The following is a 15,908-nucleotide window of genomic DNA, read 5'->3' as shown; positions in this document are numbered from 1 at the left end:
TCATGAAACTGACTGACTTTGATTTTGACCTGCCCGACGCGTTGATCGCGACACGGCCTGCGGTGCCGCGCACCTCGGCGCGTCTGCTGGTGGCCGATGCGGACCACATCCACGACGCGCATGTTTCCGATCTGGGCGCATGGCTGCGCGCGGGCGACCGGCTGGTGCTGAACGACACGCGGGTGATCCCCGCGCGGCTGTCGGGCACACGCGCGCGGGTTTCGGCACAGGGGGCGACAGAGGCGCGGATCGAGGTCACGCTGCTGGAGTCGCGCGCCGATGGCACTTGGTCGGCGCTGGTCAAGCCCTTGAAAAAGCTGAAAATTGGCGAGGTCGTTCGGTTTTCTGACGTGCTGAGCGCCACGATGGAGGGCACAGAGGACGGACAGGGCCATCTGCGGTTCAATCTGACGGGCGACGATTTCGACGCGGCACTGGCCGAGGCGGGTGCCATGCCGCTGCCGCCCTATATCGCCGCCAAACGCCCCGCCGATGCGCAGGACAAAGAGGACTATCAGACCGTCTGGGCGCGCCATTCCGGTGCCGTTGCGGCCCCCACCGCCTCGCTGCATTTCGATGACGCGCTGCTGGCGGAACTGGCGGAGATGGGCGTGACGTTCACCCATGTCACGTTGCACGTGGGCGCTGGCACCTTCCTGCCGGTCAAGGTGGACGATGTGACCACCCACAAGATGCACGCCGAATGGGGCCATGTCAGCGCTGATGCCGCCGCCGAGATCGCCGCGACCAAGGCGGCGGGCGGGCGCGTGATCCCGGTGGGCACCACAGCGCTGCGCCTGATCGAGAGCGCCGCGCGCGATGGGGCCGTGCAGCCCTGGGAGGGCACGACCGACATCTTCATCTATCCCGGTTTCGACTTTCAGGTGGCGGACGGTCTGATGACCAATTTCCACCTGCCGAAATCGACGCTGATGATGCTGGTCTCGGCCTTGATCGGGCAACAGCGCATCCGCGAAATCTACACCCATGCGATAACGGAAAATTATCGCTTTTTCAGCTATGGCGATGCGTCGCTTTTGCTTCCCCTCGGGGCAGACGCCCTAAATAGACCGCAATAAGTCGTTTTCGGCCCCGACGACACCACCCCGGCGTGTGACAGGGGGGCGACACTCCACACCACCGCAGCACCAGCCACACTCGCGACATCAATCGGAGCGCATCATGATTTCAATTCTTTCCAGTGCATGGGCGCTTTTGTTCGGTATGGGCCTGTTGATGGTCGGCAACGGGATGCAGGGCACCTTGCTGGGTATCCGTGGGGCCATCGAAGGGTTTTCGACCCTTGAGATGTCGATTGTCATGTCGGCCTATTTCGTCGGGTTCCTGGGCGGCAGCCGCATGGCCCCCAACATGATCCGGCGGGTGGGACACGTGCGCGTGTTCGCGGCCTTGGCCTCGATGATCTCGGCGGTGATGATCATGTACCCGACACTGGCCGAACCCTGGGCCTGGACGCTGGGCCGGGTGCTGATCGGGTTCTGTTTCTCGGCCGTGTACGTGACGGCGGAAAGCTGGCTGAACAATGCGGCGACCAATGAGAACCGTGGTCAGGCGCTGTCGCTTTACATGATCGTGCAGACGCTGGGCATCGTGGCGTCTCAGGCGCTGCTGGTGACGGCGGACCCGTCTGGCTACGTGCTTTTCGTGATCCCGTCGGTGCTGGTCAGCCTGGCCATCACGCCGATTCTGCTGTCGATCAGCCCGACACCGGCCTTTGACACCACCAAGCCGATGTCGCTGCGCGAGCTGGTCAACTTCTCGCCGCTGGGCTGCGTCGGCATGTTTCTGCTCGGCGGCGTGTTCTCGGCACAGTTCGGCATGGCGTCGGTTTACGGCGCGCAGGCGGGTCTGAGCATCGCGCAGATCTCGACCTTCGTGGCGATGTTCTTTGTCGGCGCGGTGGTGCTGCAGTATCCCATCGGCTGGATGTCGGACCGCATGGACCGCCGTCTGTTGATCGTGGGCGTCAGTGCCATCGGCGGCGCGGGCTCGATCCTGGGGATGCTCATGGGCGCGGATTTCACCATGCTGCTGATCTCGGCCTTTGTGGTCGGGGGCATGTCGAACCCGCTCTATTCGCTGCTGATCGCGCACACCAACGACTTCTTGCAGCCCGAGGATATGGCCGCCGCATCGGGGGGCATGATCTTTATCAACGGGTTGGGGGCCGTCGCGGGGCCGTTGATCACCGGCTGGCTCATGGACCAGATCGGACCGGGCGGGTTCTATCTGTTCACCGCCGTATTGTTCGCGGCGCTGGTGGTCTATGCGATCTACCGCTCGACCCAGCGCGCGGCGATCCCGGTGGACGAGACCGGATCGTTCGTCGCGATGTCGCCTGCGGGCACCACCGTCGTCGGTCTGGAGTTCGCGCAGGAATGGGCGATCGAGGCCGCCGAGGCGGCACAGGAGCAGCAGGAAGACGCCGACAATCAGGAGATCGTATAGGTCGAAACCTGAGCAACCGGACAACATTGCCGCTTTTATGTCGCGGCTGTCGCATTTCGTGAATTGCACCGCTGTTACAAAACTTTAACAGTGATGCGGCAGAGCAGGCACAAACGGAGCAACCCATGGCCCAGCACACCGAAGTGACGCCGGACGACGTCCTGAATTTCTGGTTGGACGAATGCACGCCCGCGGACTGGTACAAGGTCGATGAAGACCTAGATGCCCGCATCCGCGACCGGTTCCTCGACGCATGGGAAAACCTTTGCGCCGGTCACTTCTCGCTTTGGCTGACCTATCCCAACGGCACGCTGGCCTATATCATTCTGGCCGACCAGTTCCCGCGCAACATGTTCCGGGGCGAGGGCAAGGCCTTTGCCAGTGACCGCATCGCCAAGGCGGCGGCCAAGTCGGCCATCGACAGGGGCTGGGATCTGCGCATTGATCCGCCCGCACGGCAGTTTTTCTACCTGCCGCTGATGCATTCGGAAAACCTGTGCGATCAGGACCGCTGCGTGCGTCTGATGTGCGAACGGATGGGCAATGGCGACAGCAACCTGCTGCACGCCCGCGCGCACCGCGAAGTGATCCGCAAGTTCGGCCGTTTTCCCTATCGCAACGAAGCGCTTGGCCGCAGTTCGACCGCGCTTGAGGCGTCCTATATGAAAGATGGCGGTTACAGCAGCACGGTGCGCGGGCTTGAACAGACCGAGGCCGCCTGAGGGCCGCCTGAAGACCCGGCGAAGCGGAACCTTGCGGTTGTGACATGATGGGATATGGTTTAACGCTAAACTATATCCCATAGCGCAGCCAAGCGAGGACCCACATGGCCGAGACATCCTTTGATCTGATCGTGATTGGCGCAGGCCCCGGCGGGTATGTCGCCGCGATCCGTGGCGCACAGCTGGGCATGAAAGTGGCCATCATCGAGCGTGAGAACTTGGGCGGCATCTGTCTGAACTGGGGCTGCATCCCGACCAAGGCGCTGTTGCGCACGTCCGAGGTCTTCCACCTGATGCACCGCGCCAAGGAGTTCGGGCTGAAGGCCGAGAATGTCGGTTTCGATCTGCCTGCCGTGGTCAAACGCTCGCGTCAGGTGGCGGGGCAACTGTCGGGCGGCATCGGCCATCTGATGAAAAAGAACAAGATCACGGTGTTCATGGGCGAGGCGACATTGCCCGCCAAGGGCAAGGTGAAGGTCAAGACCGACAAGGACACGCTGGAGCTTGCCGCCAAGAACATCGTTCTGGCCACAGGTGCGCGCGCGCGGCAACTGCCCGGTCTGGAAGCCGACGGCGATCTGGTCTGGACCTATCGCCACGCGCTGGATCCCAAGCGGATGCCGAAGAAGCTGCTGGTGATCGGCTCGGGCGCCATCGGCATCGAATTCGCCAGCTTCTACAATACGCTGGGGGCCGACACGACCGTCGTCGAGGTGATGGACCGCGTGCTGCCGGTCGAGGACGAGGAAATCTCGAAGTTCGCCAAGAAGCAGTTTGAAAAGCAGGGCATGAAGATCATCCAGAAGGGCATGGTCAATAAGCTGGACCGTGCCAAGGGCAAGGTGACCGCCCATATCGAAGTCGGCGGCAAGGTCGAGACGCAAGAGTTCGACACGGTGATTTCCGCCGTGGGGATCGTCGGCAACGTCGAAAACCTGGGGCTGGAAGAACTGGGCGTCAAGATCGACCGCACCCATGTCGTGACGGACGAATATTGCCGCACCGGGGTCGAGGGGCTTTATGCCATCGGTGACATTGCGGGCGCGCCCTGGCTTGCGCACAAGGCCAGCCACGAGGGCGTGATGGTGGCCGAACTGATGGCAGGCATGCACCCGCACCCAGTGAAACCCGAAAGCATCGCGGGCTGTACCTATTGCCATCCTCAGATCGCATCGGTGGGCTATACCGAGGCCAAGGCCAAGGAACTGGGCTATGACGTCAAGGTCGGGCGCTTTCCGTTCATCGGCAACGGCAAGGCGATTGCCCTGGGCGAGGCCGAGGGGATGGTCAAAACCGTTTTCGACGCCAAGACCGGGGAACTGCTGGGTGCGCACATGATCGGCGCGGAAGTGACCGAACTGATCCAGGGCTATGTCGTGGGCCGTCAGTTGGAGACCACCGAGGAAGACCTGATGAACACCGTTTTCCCGCACCCGACGCTTAGCGAGATGATGCACGAAAGCGTGCTCGACGCTTACGGGCGTGTGATCCACATGTAAGGCTGGGCCATGCCCGGCGGCAACTGAACCGTCCGCAGCCGACCACTGCGGGCGGTTTCGCGTTTTTGACGGGTCGTGGGCGGCGCAGGCTCAAACCCCTTTCCCGGCCCCTCGCTCTCTGTCAGAACGGTCGCGTTCCAGTCCTTGCGAAAGCGCGCTTCATGACCAGCACCCGCACCCCCGTCGCCCTTGTCCTTGCCCTGTGGGGCGCGGGGCTGGGGGCTGCGGCGCAATACGGCAAGATCAGCGTGATCTTCGACCAGCTGCCGCAGATCTACCCCGATGCGGGCGCTGCGGTAGGCTGGGCCGTGTCTCTGGTGGGCTTGCTCGGCATCATCTTCGGCGTTGTGGCGGGCATCGTGGTGGCGCGCATCCGCTATCGTCGTGCGCTGCTGCTGTCGCTGTGGCTGGGGGCCGTGGTCTCGGTGGTGCAGGCGACGATGCCGTCGTTCCACTGGTTTCTGGCCTTGCGCGCCATCGAGGGGTTGTCGCATCTGGGGCTGGTCGTCGCCATTCCCACCTTGATCGCGCAGATCACCGCCCCCAAGGATCGCGGTTGGGCGCTGACCCTGTGGGGCACGTTCTTTGGCGTGGCCTTCGCGGTGCTGACATGGGGCGGGCTGCCGCTGGTGGCCGCGTGGGGCGTGCCTGCGCTCTTCGTGGCACATAGCCTTTATCTGGCGGGGTTTGCGCTGGTGCTGATGGTCTGGCTGCGCAAGCTGCCGGGGCAGGGGCCGGACACGCCGCTGTCGCTGGGACAGGTGCTGCGCGACCACGTGACCATCTACCGCTCGGCGCGCATTTCGGCACCGGGGCTGGGCTGGCTGTTCTATACGTTTTGTTTCGTGTCGATCCTGACGGTTCTGCCGCCCTATATCCCCGCCGAGATGCGCGCGCTGGTGATGGGGGCGATGCCGCTGATGTCGATTGTGGTGTCGATGACGCTGGGCGTGTGGTTGCTGGCGCATCGCAGTGCGGTCTGGGTGGTCTGTCTGGGCTTTGGCACCAGCGTGCTGGCGATCGGCTGGCTGTGGCTGCAACCGGGCCTGCCTGTGGCCTGTCTGGCGCTGGCGGCTGCGATGGGGCTGATCCAGGGTGCGACCTTTGCCGCCGTACCGCAGTTGAACGACACGGCAGAGACCCAGGCGCAATCAAACGGCGCGATGGCGCAGATGGGCAATCTGGGCAACACGCTGGGCACGCCGGTGATGGCGGCGGCATTGGCGGGTATGGGCTACACCGCCCTGCCGGTGCTGGCAGGGGCGGCGTTTCTGGCCGGATTGCTGCTGCACCTGACGCTGGCGGCACAGCGCAATACGGCTACGGCGTGACGGTGAAGGGCTGGCGGGCCATCACCCGCCTGTCTGCGTCCATCACGTAAAACAGCTCGTATGCGCCGGGAACATCGGGCAGCTTCAACTGCGCAACCTCGCCCTTTTTCGCATAGACATAGGTTACATAATCGTCCGACCCCGGCGCGCCGATGCCGATATAGTCACGCGCATAGCCCGGCCCATCGAAGGGGATCGCAACCGTGGTGCCCGCCTGTCCGTTGATCGGCGCATTCAGGGTCACGGTGATGTCCGAGACGGTGACCGGTAAGGTCGCAATCACGCGGCGCCCCTGATCCAGCACATAGCGCAACTCGTAGGTGCCGGGCAGCGACGGCATCCGCACCTGAGCAGGGCTGCCATCGCGGGTGTAGGTGTAGCCTGTATATTTCTCCCCCGGCGCGCCGATGGCGATGAAATCGTTTTTGTAATCCGGGCCCTCCCATGGGACGGGCAGGGTGGCCCCCACACGCGCATCCTGCGGCGCGGTTAACTGTGCCTCGACCGCTTCGAGGGTGATCATCGCAGTCGCGATCACCTCGCGGTCCTGGTTGAGGACATAGCGGACCTCGTAGTCGCCCGGTTCCGTCGGCATCCGCAACTGCGCGGGCGTGCCGTTACGGGTGTATTCATAGCTGGTGTAGTTCTCGCCCGGTTTGCCCACGGCGATGAAGTCGTTCTTGTAGTCCGGTCCCTGCCACGGCACCGGCACCACCGCGCCCGCGACAGCCTCGGATGGGGGCGACACGCTGGCCGCCACGTCCGTCAGGGTGATCATCGCGGTGGCGATCACCTCGCGGTCCTGGTTCAGGACATAGCGGACCTCATAGTCGCCCGGTTCCGTCGGCATCCGCAACTGCGCGGGCGTGCCGTTTCGGGTGTATTCATAGCTGGTGTACTTTTCACCGGGTTTGCCCACGGCGATGAAGTCGTTCTTGTAATCCGGTCCCTGCCACGGCACCGGCACCACCGCGCCCGCGACAGCCTCGGATGGGGGTGTCACGCTGGCCATCACCTCGACCACGTCGATCTTGCGGGTGACCAGAACGGTGCGGTCCTGGTTCATCACATAGCGCAGCTCGTAGGTGCCGGGCTCGGTCGGCATGACGAGAGGTGCGGGCATGCCCTCGCGGGTGTACGTGTAGTTGATGTAGGTTTCGCCCGGTGCACCGATCGCGATGAAGTCGTTTTTGTAATCCGGCCCGTTCCACGCCACGTCGAGCGTTGATCCGGCTGCTGCGGTTTCGGATGCATCAAGCGTGGCCGCCACGGGCGTGACCGTGATGGGCCGCGTCCCGATGATGGTGCCGTCTTTCTGGTAATAGCGCAACTCGTATGCGCCCTCGCTGGGCGGCATCTGCAATTCGACGGGATTGCCGTCGCGCACATAGCTGTAGGTGACGGGCCGGTCACTGTCGGCCTGCGGGTCACCGACGCCGATATAGTCGCTTTCGCTGTCGGGGCCGTTCCATGTGACCGGAATGGTGTCGCCCATCGCAGCCGTTTCAGCGGCGTCCAGCGTCGCCGTCACGGCGGGTTTCTCGAATACCACGGTCAGCGTGGCATCCGCGCCCGCGACCACCTGCAACTGCGCCTCTTTCTCGGCTTCGGCCTGCACGCGGTAGGCGATGATTTGATAAGCACCGGGCAGCAGGTCCAATTCAAGCGGGTTCGCCTGCTGGTCTGTCGTCACGGCGGTGCCGTCCGGTCCGGTCACGGTCCACAGCACCGGGTCATCCAGCAGCGGCGCGTCGGCGTCTCCCTCAACCGCACGCAGGAGTGCAGGCACCGGCACAGGTTCCGGCTCGGGCGTCGCTGCAACCGTGGTCAGCGCTGCCGTCAGCTCGTCGGCATTGGCGGCGGTCAGGAAGGTGCCGCCGGTCTCTTCGGCGAGGCATTGCATCTGCGCCAGTGCCTCGGCGTCGGTCACGTCGAAGCCGATCACATGGGCGGTGAAATCAATCCCTGCCTCTTCCAGCAGGCGCGCGGCGGCACAGGGGTCGGGGTTGCAGGTCTCGATCCCGTCCGAGACCAGGATGACGGTGGCCTTTTCCTCGGTATAGCGCAGGGCCTCGGCGGCGGCGATTACCGCGTCGGTCATCGGCGTTTTGCCCAGCGGCTTGATCGCGCGCACGGCGTCCCCGATGGCCGCGCGGGTGTCGGGGCCGGGGGTCACGATGACCTCGATGTCGGTGCAATCACCGCGCGTGCGGTGGCCATAGACTGCCAGCCCCAACTGCTGCTCTGGCGGGATCGTGGACAAGAGGCCGGTCACGACATCCTGCGCGATGGTGATCTTGGCGAGCGTGTCGATCTGCCCCCACATCGAGCCCGATCCGTCCAGAACCAGAATGGTGTTTGGGCGATCCTGCGCCAGAACCGGCTGCGCAAGCAGACCCACAAATGAGATGACCGCGAGCAGATACCGCATGTTCAAACCCCCCTTGGGAAAATGTACCGTTCAATATGCGTCAAGCAGATCACGCATCTTTGAACAGGTCTACCCCCTGATGCCGTTCCCGTCATTCAGGGCGCTTGCTGACAAATCCTGTCAGCAATGCGGCCATGTTCCCGATTGGTTCCGTTTTAAGCATTGGAGAATCCACCAAGGCCACCTATGTACAGATCGTTAACCCTTGGGGCGGATATGGCTGAGCAGAAACACATCGAAGTGCGCGGCGCGCGCGAGCACAATCTGAAATCCATCGACGTGGACATTCCGCGCGACCAGCTGGTGGTGATCACCGGGCTGTCGGGGTCTGGCAAGTCGTCGCTGGCGTTCGACACCATCTATGCCGAAGGGCAGCGCCGCTATGTAGAATCGCTGTCTGCCTATGCGCGCCAATTCCTTGATATGATGCAGAAACCCGACGTGGACCACATCAGTGGCCTGTCGCCTGCCATCTCCATTGAACAGAAAACCACGTCGAAGAACCCGCGTTCGACCGTGGGCACCGTGACCGAGATCTATGACTACATGCGGCTGCTGTTCGCGCGTGTCGGCACGCCCTATTCGCCCGCCACCGGCAAGCCCATCGAGGCGCAGCAGGTGCAGGACATGGTCGATCGCACCATGACGATGGAGGAGGGCACGCGCGCCTATCTTCTGGCGCCGATTATCCGCGACCGCAAAGGCGAATACCGCAAGGAATTCGTCGAGTTGCGCAAGCAGGGCTTTCAGCGGGTCAAGGTCGATGGCGCGTTCTACGATCTGGACGAACCGCCGACGCTGGACAAGAAATTTCGCCATGACATCGATGTGGTCGTCGACCGTATCGTGGTCCGCGAAGGGCTGGAGACGCGACTGGCCGACAGCCTGCGCACCGCGCTTGATCTGGCCGACGGCATCGCCATTCTGGAAACCGCCCCGGCCGAGGGCGAGCCCGAGCGCATGACGTTTTCCGAGAAATTTGCCTGCCCCGTCAGCGGCTTCACCATCCCCGAGATCGAGCCGCGCCTGTTCTCGTTCAACGCGCCGTTCGGTGCGTGCCCCGATTGCGACGGCCTGGGTGTCGAGCTGTTCTTTGATGAACGGCTGGTGGTGCCGGATCAGAACCTCAAGGTTTATGACGGCGCGCTGGCACCGTGGCGCAAGGGCAAGTCGCCCTATTTCATGCAGACCATCGAAGCCATTGCAAAGCATTACGAATTTGACGCGCAGACCAAGTGGAAAGACCTGGACGAGCACGTCAAACAGGTGTTCCTGTTCGGCTCTGGCAAGGACGAAATCCCCTTCCGCTATGACGAGGGCGGGCGCGTCTATTCGGTGACCCGGACGTTCGAGGGCGTCATTCCCAACATGGAACGCCGCTACCGCGAGACCGACAGCAACTGGGTCCGCGAAGAGTTCGAGCGCTATCAGAACAACCGCCCTTGCGGCACCTGCAACGGCTACCGTCTGCGCGCCGAGGCGCTGGCGGTGAAGATCGGCCCGTCCGAAAAGCCCGACGAATTGCTGCATGCGGGGCAGGTGGTCGAGATGTCGATCCGCGAGGCCTTTGCCTGGTGCGAAACCGTGCCTGAGAACCTCAGCGCCCAGAAGAACGAGATCGCCCGCGCCATCCTCAAGGAGATCCGCGAGCGGCTGGGGTTCCTGAACAACGTGGGCCTTGAGTACCTGACCCTCAGCCGCAACAGCGGCACGCTGTCGGGTGGCGAAAGCCAGCGTATCCGGCTGGCCAGCCAGATCGGCTCCGGCCTAACCGGCGTTCTATATGTGCTGGACGAGCCGTCCATCGGTCTGCACCAGCGCGACAACGACCGGCTGCTTGGCACGCTGAAAAACCTGCGCGATCAGGGCAACACCGTAATCGTGGTCGAACATGACGAGGAAGCAATCCGCGAGGCGGATTACGTCTTTGACATCGGTCCGGGTGCAGGGGTGCACGGAGGGCGCGTTGTGGCCCACGGCACACCCGACCAGATCGCCGCCAACCCCGACAGCATCACCGGCCAGTATCTGACCGGTGTGCGCGAGATCCCCGTGCCCACGACCCGGCGCAAGGGCAAGAAAAAGTCGGTGAAGGTGGTCAAGGCGTCTGGCAACAATCTGCACGACATCACTGTCGATTTTCCGCTGGGCAAATTCGTCTGCGTCACCGGTGTGTCGGGCGGCGGCAAGTCCACGCTGACCATCGAGACGCTGTTCAAGACCGCCTCGATGCGCTTGAATGGCGCGCGCCAGACACCGGCCCCCTGCGAGACGATCAAGGGGCTTGAGCATCTGGACAAGGTCATCGACATCGACCAGCGGCCGATTGGACGGACTCCGCGTTCAAATCCAGCGACTTACACCGGGGCCTTCACCCCGATCCGCGACTGGTTCGCTGGCCTGCCGGAATCCAAGGCGCGCGGTTACAAACCGGGGCGTTTCAGCTTCAACGTCAAGGGCGGACGCTGCGAGGCGTGCCAGGGCGACGGCGTCATCAAGATCGAGATGCACTTCCTGCCCGACGTCTATGTCGAATGCGAAACCTGCAAGGGCAAGCGCTATAACCGCGAAACGCTTGAGGTCACGTTCAAGGGCAAGTCGATTGCCGACGTGCTGGACATGACCGTGGAAGACGCGCAGACGTTCTTTCAGGCGGTGCCGTCGATCCGCGAGAAGATGGACGCGCTGATGCGCGTGGGTCTGGGCTATATCAAGGTCGGGCAGCAGGCGACGACCCTGTCGGGCGGCGAGGCGCAGCGGGTCAAGCTGTCGAAGGAACTGGCGCGCCGGTCCACGGGCCGCACGCTCTATATCCTCGACGAGCCGACCACCGGCCTGCACTTTGAGGACGTCCGCAAGCTGTTGGAAGTGCTGCATGAACTGGTGGATCAGGGCAATTCGGTCGTGGTGATCGAGCATAACCTGGACGTGGTGAAAACCGCCGACCACCTGATCGACATCGGCCCCGAGGGCGGCGATGGCGGCGGGCATGTGGTGGCCACCGGTACGCCCGAAGAGGTCGCCGAAGTCGCGGCCAGCCACACGGGCCGTTATCTGAAACCGATGTTGCAGGCGCGCAAGGTCGCCGCCGAGTAGGGCGGTTGCATCAGCAAAAAGTCGGCGCGGGGGCCTATCTGACCTTCGCGCCGCGTTTCAGGATCTTGATGTCCGCCTTGACCTCGTCCGCCGACTGGGCGTCCTGCGCATCGCCCAGGAACCGGCCCAGATGACGCATCGGCTCGATCTCGTCCAGGATGATCTTGGCGACGATCAGCAGCGGCACCGCCACGATCATCCCGATCACCGACCAGATATATGCAAAGAAGGCGACCACCAGAAACAGCACCGGCGCGTTCAGATGCATCCGGCGCGAGATCAGGAGCGGCGTGACCAACTGCCCCTCGACGCCGGTGCAGGCCATGTAGACCGCGAACACCAGCAGCGGCGACCAGATCGCCCCGAATTGCGAGGACGCGATCAGCGCCGCGATACAGGCCCCGGCCAAGCCGCCGAAATAGGGGATGAAGTTCAGCGCAAAGGCCATGACCCCGATCGCGATATACTGGTTCAGCCCCATCGCATACATCGCGGCCCCGACAGTCAGCCCCAGACCTGCGTTGATCAGGGTGATGCCGCCCAGATAGCGGCCCAGCCTGCGCTCGATGGTGGCCACGATCTCCAGCGCGCGGTTCTTGTCTTCGGTGCGGGCGATGTTCTCGATGGCGCGTTGCAGGAAAAAATCGCCGGAACTGAGCAGGAAGAACAGCAGCAGCACTGCAAACAAAAGCTGGCTCAGCAGTTGCGGCGCAAGGGTCAGGATGTGACGCGCGGGTGTCGTTTTTTCGACGACTTCCACCTCCATCGCTTCCTGCTCTGTCGGGTCGTCGTCATTCTCCATCATCTCATCGACGGCTTCAGCAGCCTCCGCCACTGCCTTGAGCGTGCCGTTCTCTGCCGTGCCGATCCGGTCTTGCAGGTCTTCGACCACCGCAGGAACGTCGCGCACCATCTTGCTGACGGGCGACGAGAAATAGAGCATTGAAAGCGCGATCAGGGTGATGATCAGCGCGGTAAAGCCGAAGGCGACCAGCCCGCTCGGCACACCCAGCCGCTCAAGCCCGCGTCGCGGACGGCTGAGCACGAAGTAAGCCAGAATGGCGGCGGTGACGGGGATCAGGAAGGACGCTGCATGAACCAGACCATAGGTCAACAGGATCAGGAATATCCCGATGAGCGGCAGAGCCACTGATTTTTGGTTCATGATTTTGGTGTCCCCCGGACGTCTGGTCTGGGGAACAACGCACTTGCACGGCTATTGGTTCCGCGAAAAATTTCAGCCACGGCCCCGCGCCGCAAAACGGGGAAGCATGGCACTGAAATCCTTGCCTTTTCCGTCTTCATCCTCGACAAAACCCTTGTAGAGCGACAGGGCCAGCTTGCCCATGGGCGTGTCCGCATCGGCAGCTTCGGCGGCTTGCTGGCTCAGCCCCAGGTCCTTCAGCATCAATTCGGCTGCGAACCCCGGTTTATAGTCATTGTCCGCAGGCGATTGCGGCCCGACGCCGGGCGCAGGGCAATAGGCGTTCATGCTCCACGAGTACCCCGACGAGGTGCTGACCACGTCGAACATCTTTTGCCGTTCCAGCCCCAGCTTGTCGGCCAGTGCAAAGGCCTCGCAGGTGGCGATCATGGTCGCGCCCAGGATCATGTTGTTGCAGATCTTGGCGGCCTGACCGGCACCCGCTTCGCCGCAGTGCACGGCCTTCTGGCCCATGATGTCGAAGAGCGGCCTGGCCTTCTCGAAGGCCGCGACGCTGCCGCCCGCCATGAAGGTCAACGTGCCCCCCGACGCGCCGCCGATGCCGCCCGAAACTGGTGCATCGACAGCCAGAAGCCCCGCGTTTTCAGCGTCTTTCGCGACGGCGCGGGCGCTGTCGACGTCTACGGTCGAGCAGTCGATGAAGCAGGCGCCCTTGGACATCAGCGGGATGATCTGGCCCGCCACATCGCGCAGGATCGCCCCGTTGGGCAGCATGGTGATAACCACGTCCATGCCTGTCGCGGCGGCGTCGATGGTGTTTGCAATCGCCGCCCCTTCGGCGGTGGTGCCCGCCACGTCAAAGCCCGTGACCTCGTGGCCCGCTTTGGCCAGATTGGCCGCCATCGGCGCGCCCATGTTGCCAAGGCCGATAAATCCGATCTTCATTGCTCAGTTCCTCCCAGTTTCAAAGCCCAGTTTCAGTGCCGTGTCTGCCAAGGGGCGCAGCATCTTGCTGACAGCACTTGGCGGCACGTCCGTGTCCGCATATTGCCAGTTCGGGCTGCGGTCCTTGTCGATGATCGCGGCGCGGATACCTTCAAGGAAATCGCCGTGCTCCATCGCGCGGGCGGTAAAGCGATATTCCAGGTCCAGCGCTTTTTCGATGGTCAGGGACGGGCCGCGCAACCGGTGCAGCGCCTCGATGGTGCAGGCCATCGACAGCGGGCTGTTACGGTTCAGTGATTTCAGCGTATCGCGGGCGAACTCGCTGTCTTCGGAGCGCAACGACCGCAGGATATCGCCCAAGGCTTCGCCGCCGAAATGCCGGTCGATGTCGTTCTGCTGCGCTTCGACTGGTCCCGCATCCGGTTTTTCCGCAGCGGCGTCCAGCAGGGTGATATCGCCGCTGGATTCCAGCTCCGCGATCAATTCAGGCCACTTCAACTCCGAGATGTAGGTGTCTGCAAAGCCTGCAAAAATTGCATCCGACGCCCCCATGCGCGCGGCGGTGGTTCCCAGATATTCGCCCACACGCCCCGGTGCCAGCGCCAGCATCAGCGTGCCGCCCACGTCCGGGATCAGGCCGATGCCGACCTCCGGCATGGCGATCTGGCTGCTTTCGCCGACGATCCGGTGCGAGCCGTGGCAGCCAATGCCGACACCGCCACCCATCACGAAGCCTTGCAGGAAGCTGACCACAGGCTTGGGATAGGTGAAAATCTTGGCGTTCAGACGGTATTCGTCAGCCCAGAACTTTCGGCCATAGGCGAAATCGCCCTTGCGGCCGGATGCGTATAGATCGGCGATGTCGCCACCGGCACAGAACGCGCGGTCGCCTTCGGCGTCGATGATGACCAATTGCACCGCAGCGTCGTCGCGCCAGCGGTCAAGGGCGTCTTCGATGGCCAGACACATCTCGTAGGTCACGGCGTTCAGCGCCTTGGGGCGGGTGAGGGTGATGCGCCCGGCGACGCCGACCGTTCTGATCGAAATATCGCTCATCGGTTTTTCAACATGTCGCGGGCGACGATCACGCGCATGATCTCGTTGGTGCCTTCGAGGATCTGGTGAACCCGCAGATCGCGGACCAGCTTTTCGATGCCGTAGTCGGCCAGATAGCCATAGCCGCCGTGCAGTTGCAGGCATTGGTCGACGACCTTAGACCCGGCTTCGGTCACGAACTTCTTGGCCATCGCGCAGAACTTGGTCGCATCGGGCGCGCCCTGGTCCAGTTTCCACGCGGCCTGCCGCAGGAACACCCGCGCGGCCTGAAGTTCGATCTCCATGTCGGCCAGCCGCCATTGCAGGCCCTGGAACTGGTCAATCGGCTGGCCGAATGCCTTGCGCTCGCCCATGTAGTTCAGTGTCGAGGTCAGCGCGGTCTGCGCGGCCCCCAGTGAACAGGCGGCGATGTTCAGGCGGCCGCCGTCCAGACCCATCATCGCGTATTTGAAACCCTTGCCTTCTTCACCGATCAGGTTGTCGGCGGAGATGTTGCAGTTGTCGAACTGCACCTGCGCCGTGGGTTGCGACCGCCAGCCCATCTTGTCCTCGAGCGCGCCGAACGACAGCCCCTCGGTGCCGTCCTCGACGTAGACGGTGCTGACGCCGCCCGCGCCTGCGTCGCCGGTGCGCACCATGCAGACGTAGGCGTCGGAATAGCCGCCGCCCGAGATGAACGCCTTGGTGCCGTTCAGGGCATAGCCTTCGTTGGTGCGCTCCGCGCGCGTTTTCAGCGCCACGGCGTCCGAGCCTGATCCCGGTTCGGTCAGGCAATAGCTGAGCACGGTCTGCATCGTCAGCACGTCGGGCAGCACCCGCGCCTTGAAGTCGTCGCTGGCAAAGCTGTCGATCATCCGCGCGCACATGTTGTGGATCGACAGGAACGCCGCGACCGACGGGCAGGCCATGCTGAGCGCCTCGAATACCAGCGTGGCGTCGAGACGGCCGAGCCCCGCGCCGCCGGATTCTTCGGAGACGTAGAGCCCGCCGAAGCCCAGTTCGCCCACTTGCGGCCACAGCTCCTTGGGAATGGTGCCTTGGGCTTCCCATGTGCGGGCGTGGGGGGCGATGGCGTCCTGGCCAAAGCCGTAGGCCATGTCGAAGATGGCCGATTGTTCTTCTGTCAGTGCGAAATCCATTGGGTCTCCTCCCGGATGCGCGCGATGGCGCATGTGGTCTGCATTGTCTGTCTGG

At 63.3% G+C, this 15,908-nt stretch carries 11 protein-coding genes; 6 read left to right on the top strand and 5 right to left on the bottom strand.

From position 1 onward, the window contains the following. Positions 1-2 precede the first annotated feature (2 nt). The 5 genes from queA to NTA49_RS03770 all read left to right on the top strand — a co-directional run bounded on the left by queA (position 3) and on the right by NTA49_RS03770 (position 6,021). Positions 3-1,079: a tRNA preQ1(34) S-adenosylmethionine ribosyltransferase-isomerase QueA gene (queA, locus tag NTA49_RS03790; protein ID WP_258293327.1), complete on the top strand. Its 1,077-nt coding sequence runs from the start codon at positions 3-5 to the stop codon at positions 1,077-1,079. Positions 1,080-1,182: 103 nt separating this feature from the next. After that, positions 1,183-2,469 (top strand): MFS transporter, encoded by a 1,287-nt coding sequence (locus NTA49_RS03785; protein WP_258293326.1) that lies wholly within the window; start codon positions 1,183-1,185, stop codon positions 2,467-2,469. Positions 2,470-2,594: 125 nt separating this feature from the next. Continuing rightward, positions 2,595-3,191 (top strand): DUF924 family protein, encoded by a 597-nt coding sequence (locus tag NTA49_RS03780; protein ID WP_258293325.1) that lies wholly within the window; start codon positions 2,595-2,597, stop codon positions 3,189-3,191. Between the two features lie 104 nt (positions 3,192-3,295). After that, on the top strand, positions 3,296-4,690 hold the full coding sequence (lpdA, locus tag NTA49_RS03775; RefSeq protein WP_258293324.1) for a dihydrolipoyl dehydrogenase: 1,395 nt from the start codon (positions 3,296-3,298) through the stop codon (positions 4,688-4,690). A gap of 161 nt (positions 4,691-4,851) precedes the next feature. Continuing rightward, positions 4,852-6,021 carry an MFS transporter gene (locus NTA49_RS03770; RefSeq protein ID WP_258293323.1) on the top strand — a complete coding sequence of 390 codons (1,170 nt, stop codon included), beginning with the start codon at positions 4,852-4,854 and terminating at the stop codon, positions 6,019-6,021. Here NTA49_RS03770 and NTA49_RS03765 read toward each other — a convergent pair. Then, the gene (locus NTA49_RS03765) at positions 6,011-8,452 is read right to left on the bottom strand and encodes a vWA domain-containing protein (RefSeq protein WP_258293322.1); all 2,442 of its coding nucleotides are present in this window, start codon (positions 8,450-8,452) and stop codon (positions 6,011-6,013) included. The genes NTA49_RS03770 and NTA49_RS03765 overlap by 11 nt on opposite strands. Before the next feature lie 216 nt (positions 8,453-8,668). Between NTA49_RS03765 and uvrA the strand changes: the two genes are divergently transcribed. After that, complete coding sequence (gene uvrA, locus NTA49_RS03760; RefSeq protein ID WP_258293321.1) at positions 8,669-11,548, top strand: excinuclease ABC subunit UvrA; 2,880 nt, start codon at positions 8,669-8,671, stop codon at positions 11,546-11,548. 34 nt (positions 11,549-11,582) lie between these two features. On the opposite strand, the gene NTA49_RS03755 is transcribed toward uvrA, so the two are convergent. The 4 genes from NTA49_RS03755 to NTA49_RS03740 all read right to left on the bottom strand — a co-directional run bounded on the left by NTA49_RS03755 (position 11,583) and on the right by NTA49_RS03740 (position 15,853). Continuing rightward, positions 11,583-12,713: an AI-2E family transporter gene (locus tag NTA49_RS03755; RefSeq protein ID WP_258293320.1), complete on the bottom strand. Its 1,131-nt coding sequence runs from the start codon at positions 12,711-12,713 to the stop codon at positions 11,583-11,585. Between the two features lie 72 nt (positions 12,714-12,785). Further along, positions 12,786-13,658, bottom strand: a complete 873-nt coding sequence (gene mmsB / locus NTA49_RS03750) for a 3-hydroxyisobutyrate dehydrogenase (RefSeq protein ID WP_258293319.1) — start codon at positions 13,656-13,658, stop codon at positions 12,786-12,788. Positions 13,659-13,661: 3 nt separating this feature from the next. Further along, positions 13,662-14,714, bottom strand: a complete 1,053-nt coding sequence (locus tag NTA49_RS03745; RefSeq protein WP_258293317.1) for an enoyl-CoA hydratase/isomerase family protein — start codon at positions 14,712-14,714, stop codon at positions 13,662-13,664. Next, positions 14,711-15,853, bottom strand: a complete 1,143-nt coding sequence (locus tag NTA49_RS03740; RefSeq protein ID WP_258293316.1) for an acyl-CoA dehydrogenase family protein — start codon at positions 15,851-15,853, stop codon at positions 14,711-14,713. Before NTA49_RS03740 ends, NTA49_RS03745 begins: the two co-directional genes overlap by 4 nt. Positions 15,854-15,908 lie beyond the last annotated feature (55 nt).

Origin of the sequence: Pseudosulfitobacter koreensis (genome assembly GCF_024733015.1) — a bacterium.
Classification (GTDB): domain Bacteria; phylum Pseudomonadota; class Alphaproteobacteria; order Rhodobacterales; family Rhodobacteraceae; genus Pseudosulfitobacter; species Pseudosulfitobacter koreensis.
This window is presented reverse-complemented; position numbering and strand designations above follow the sequence as displayed.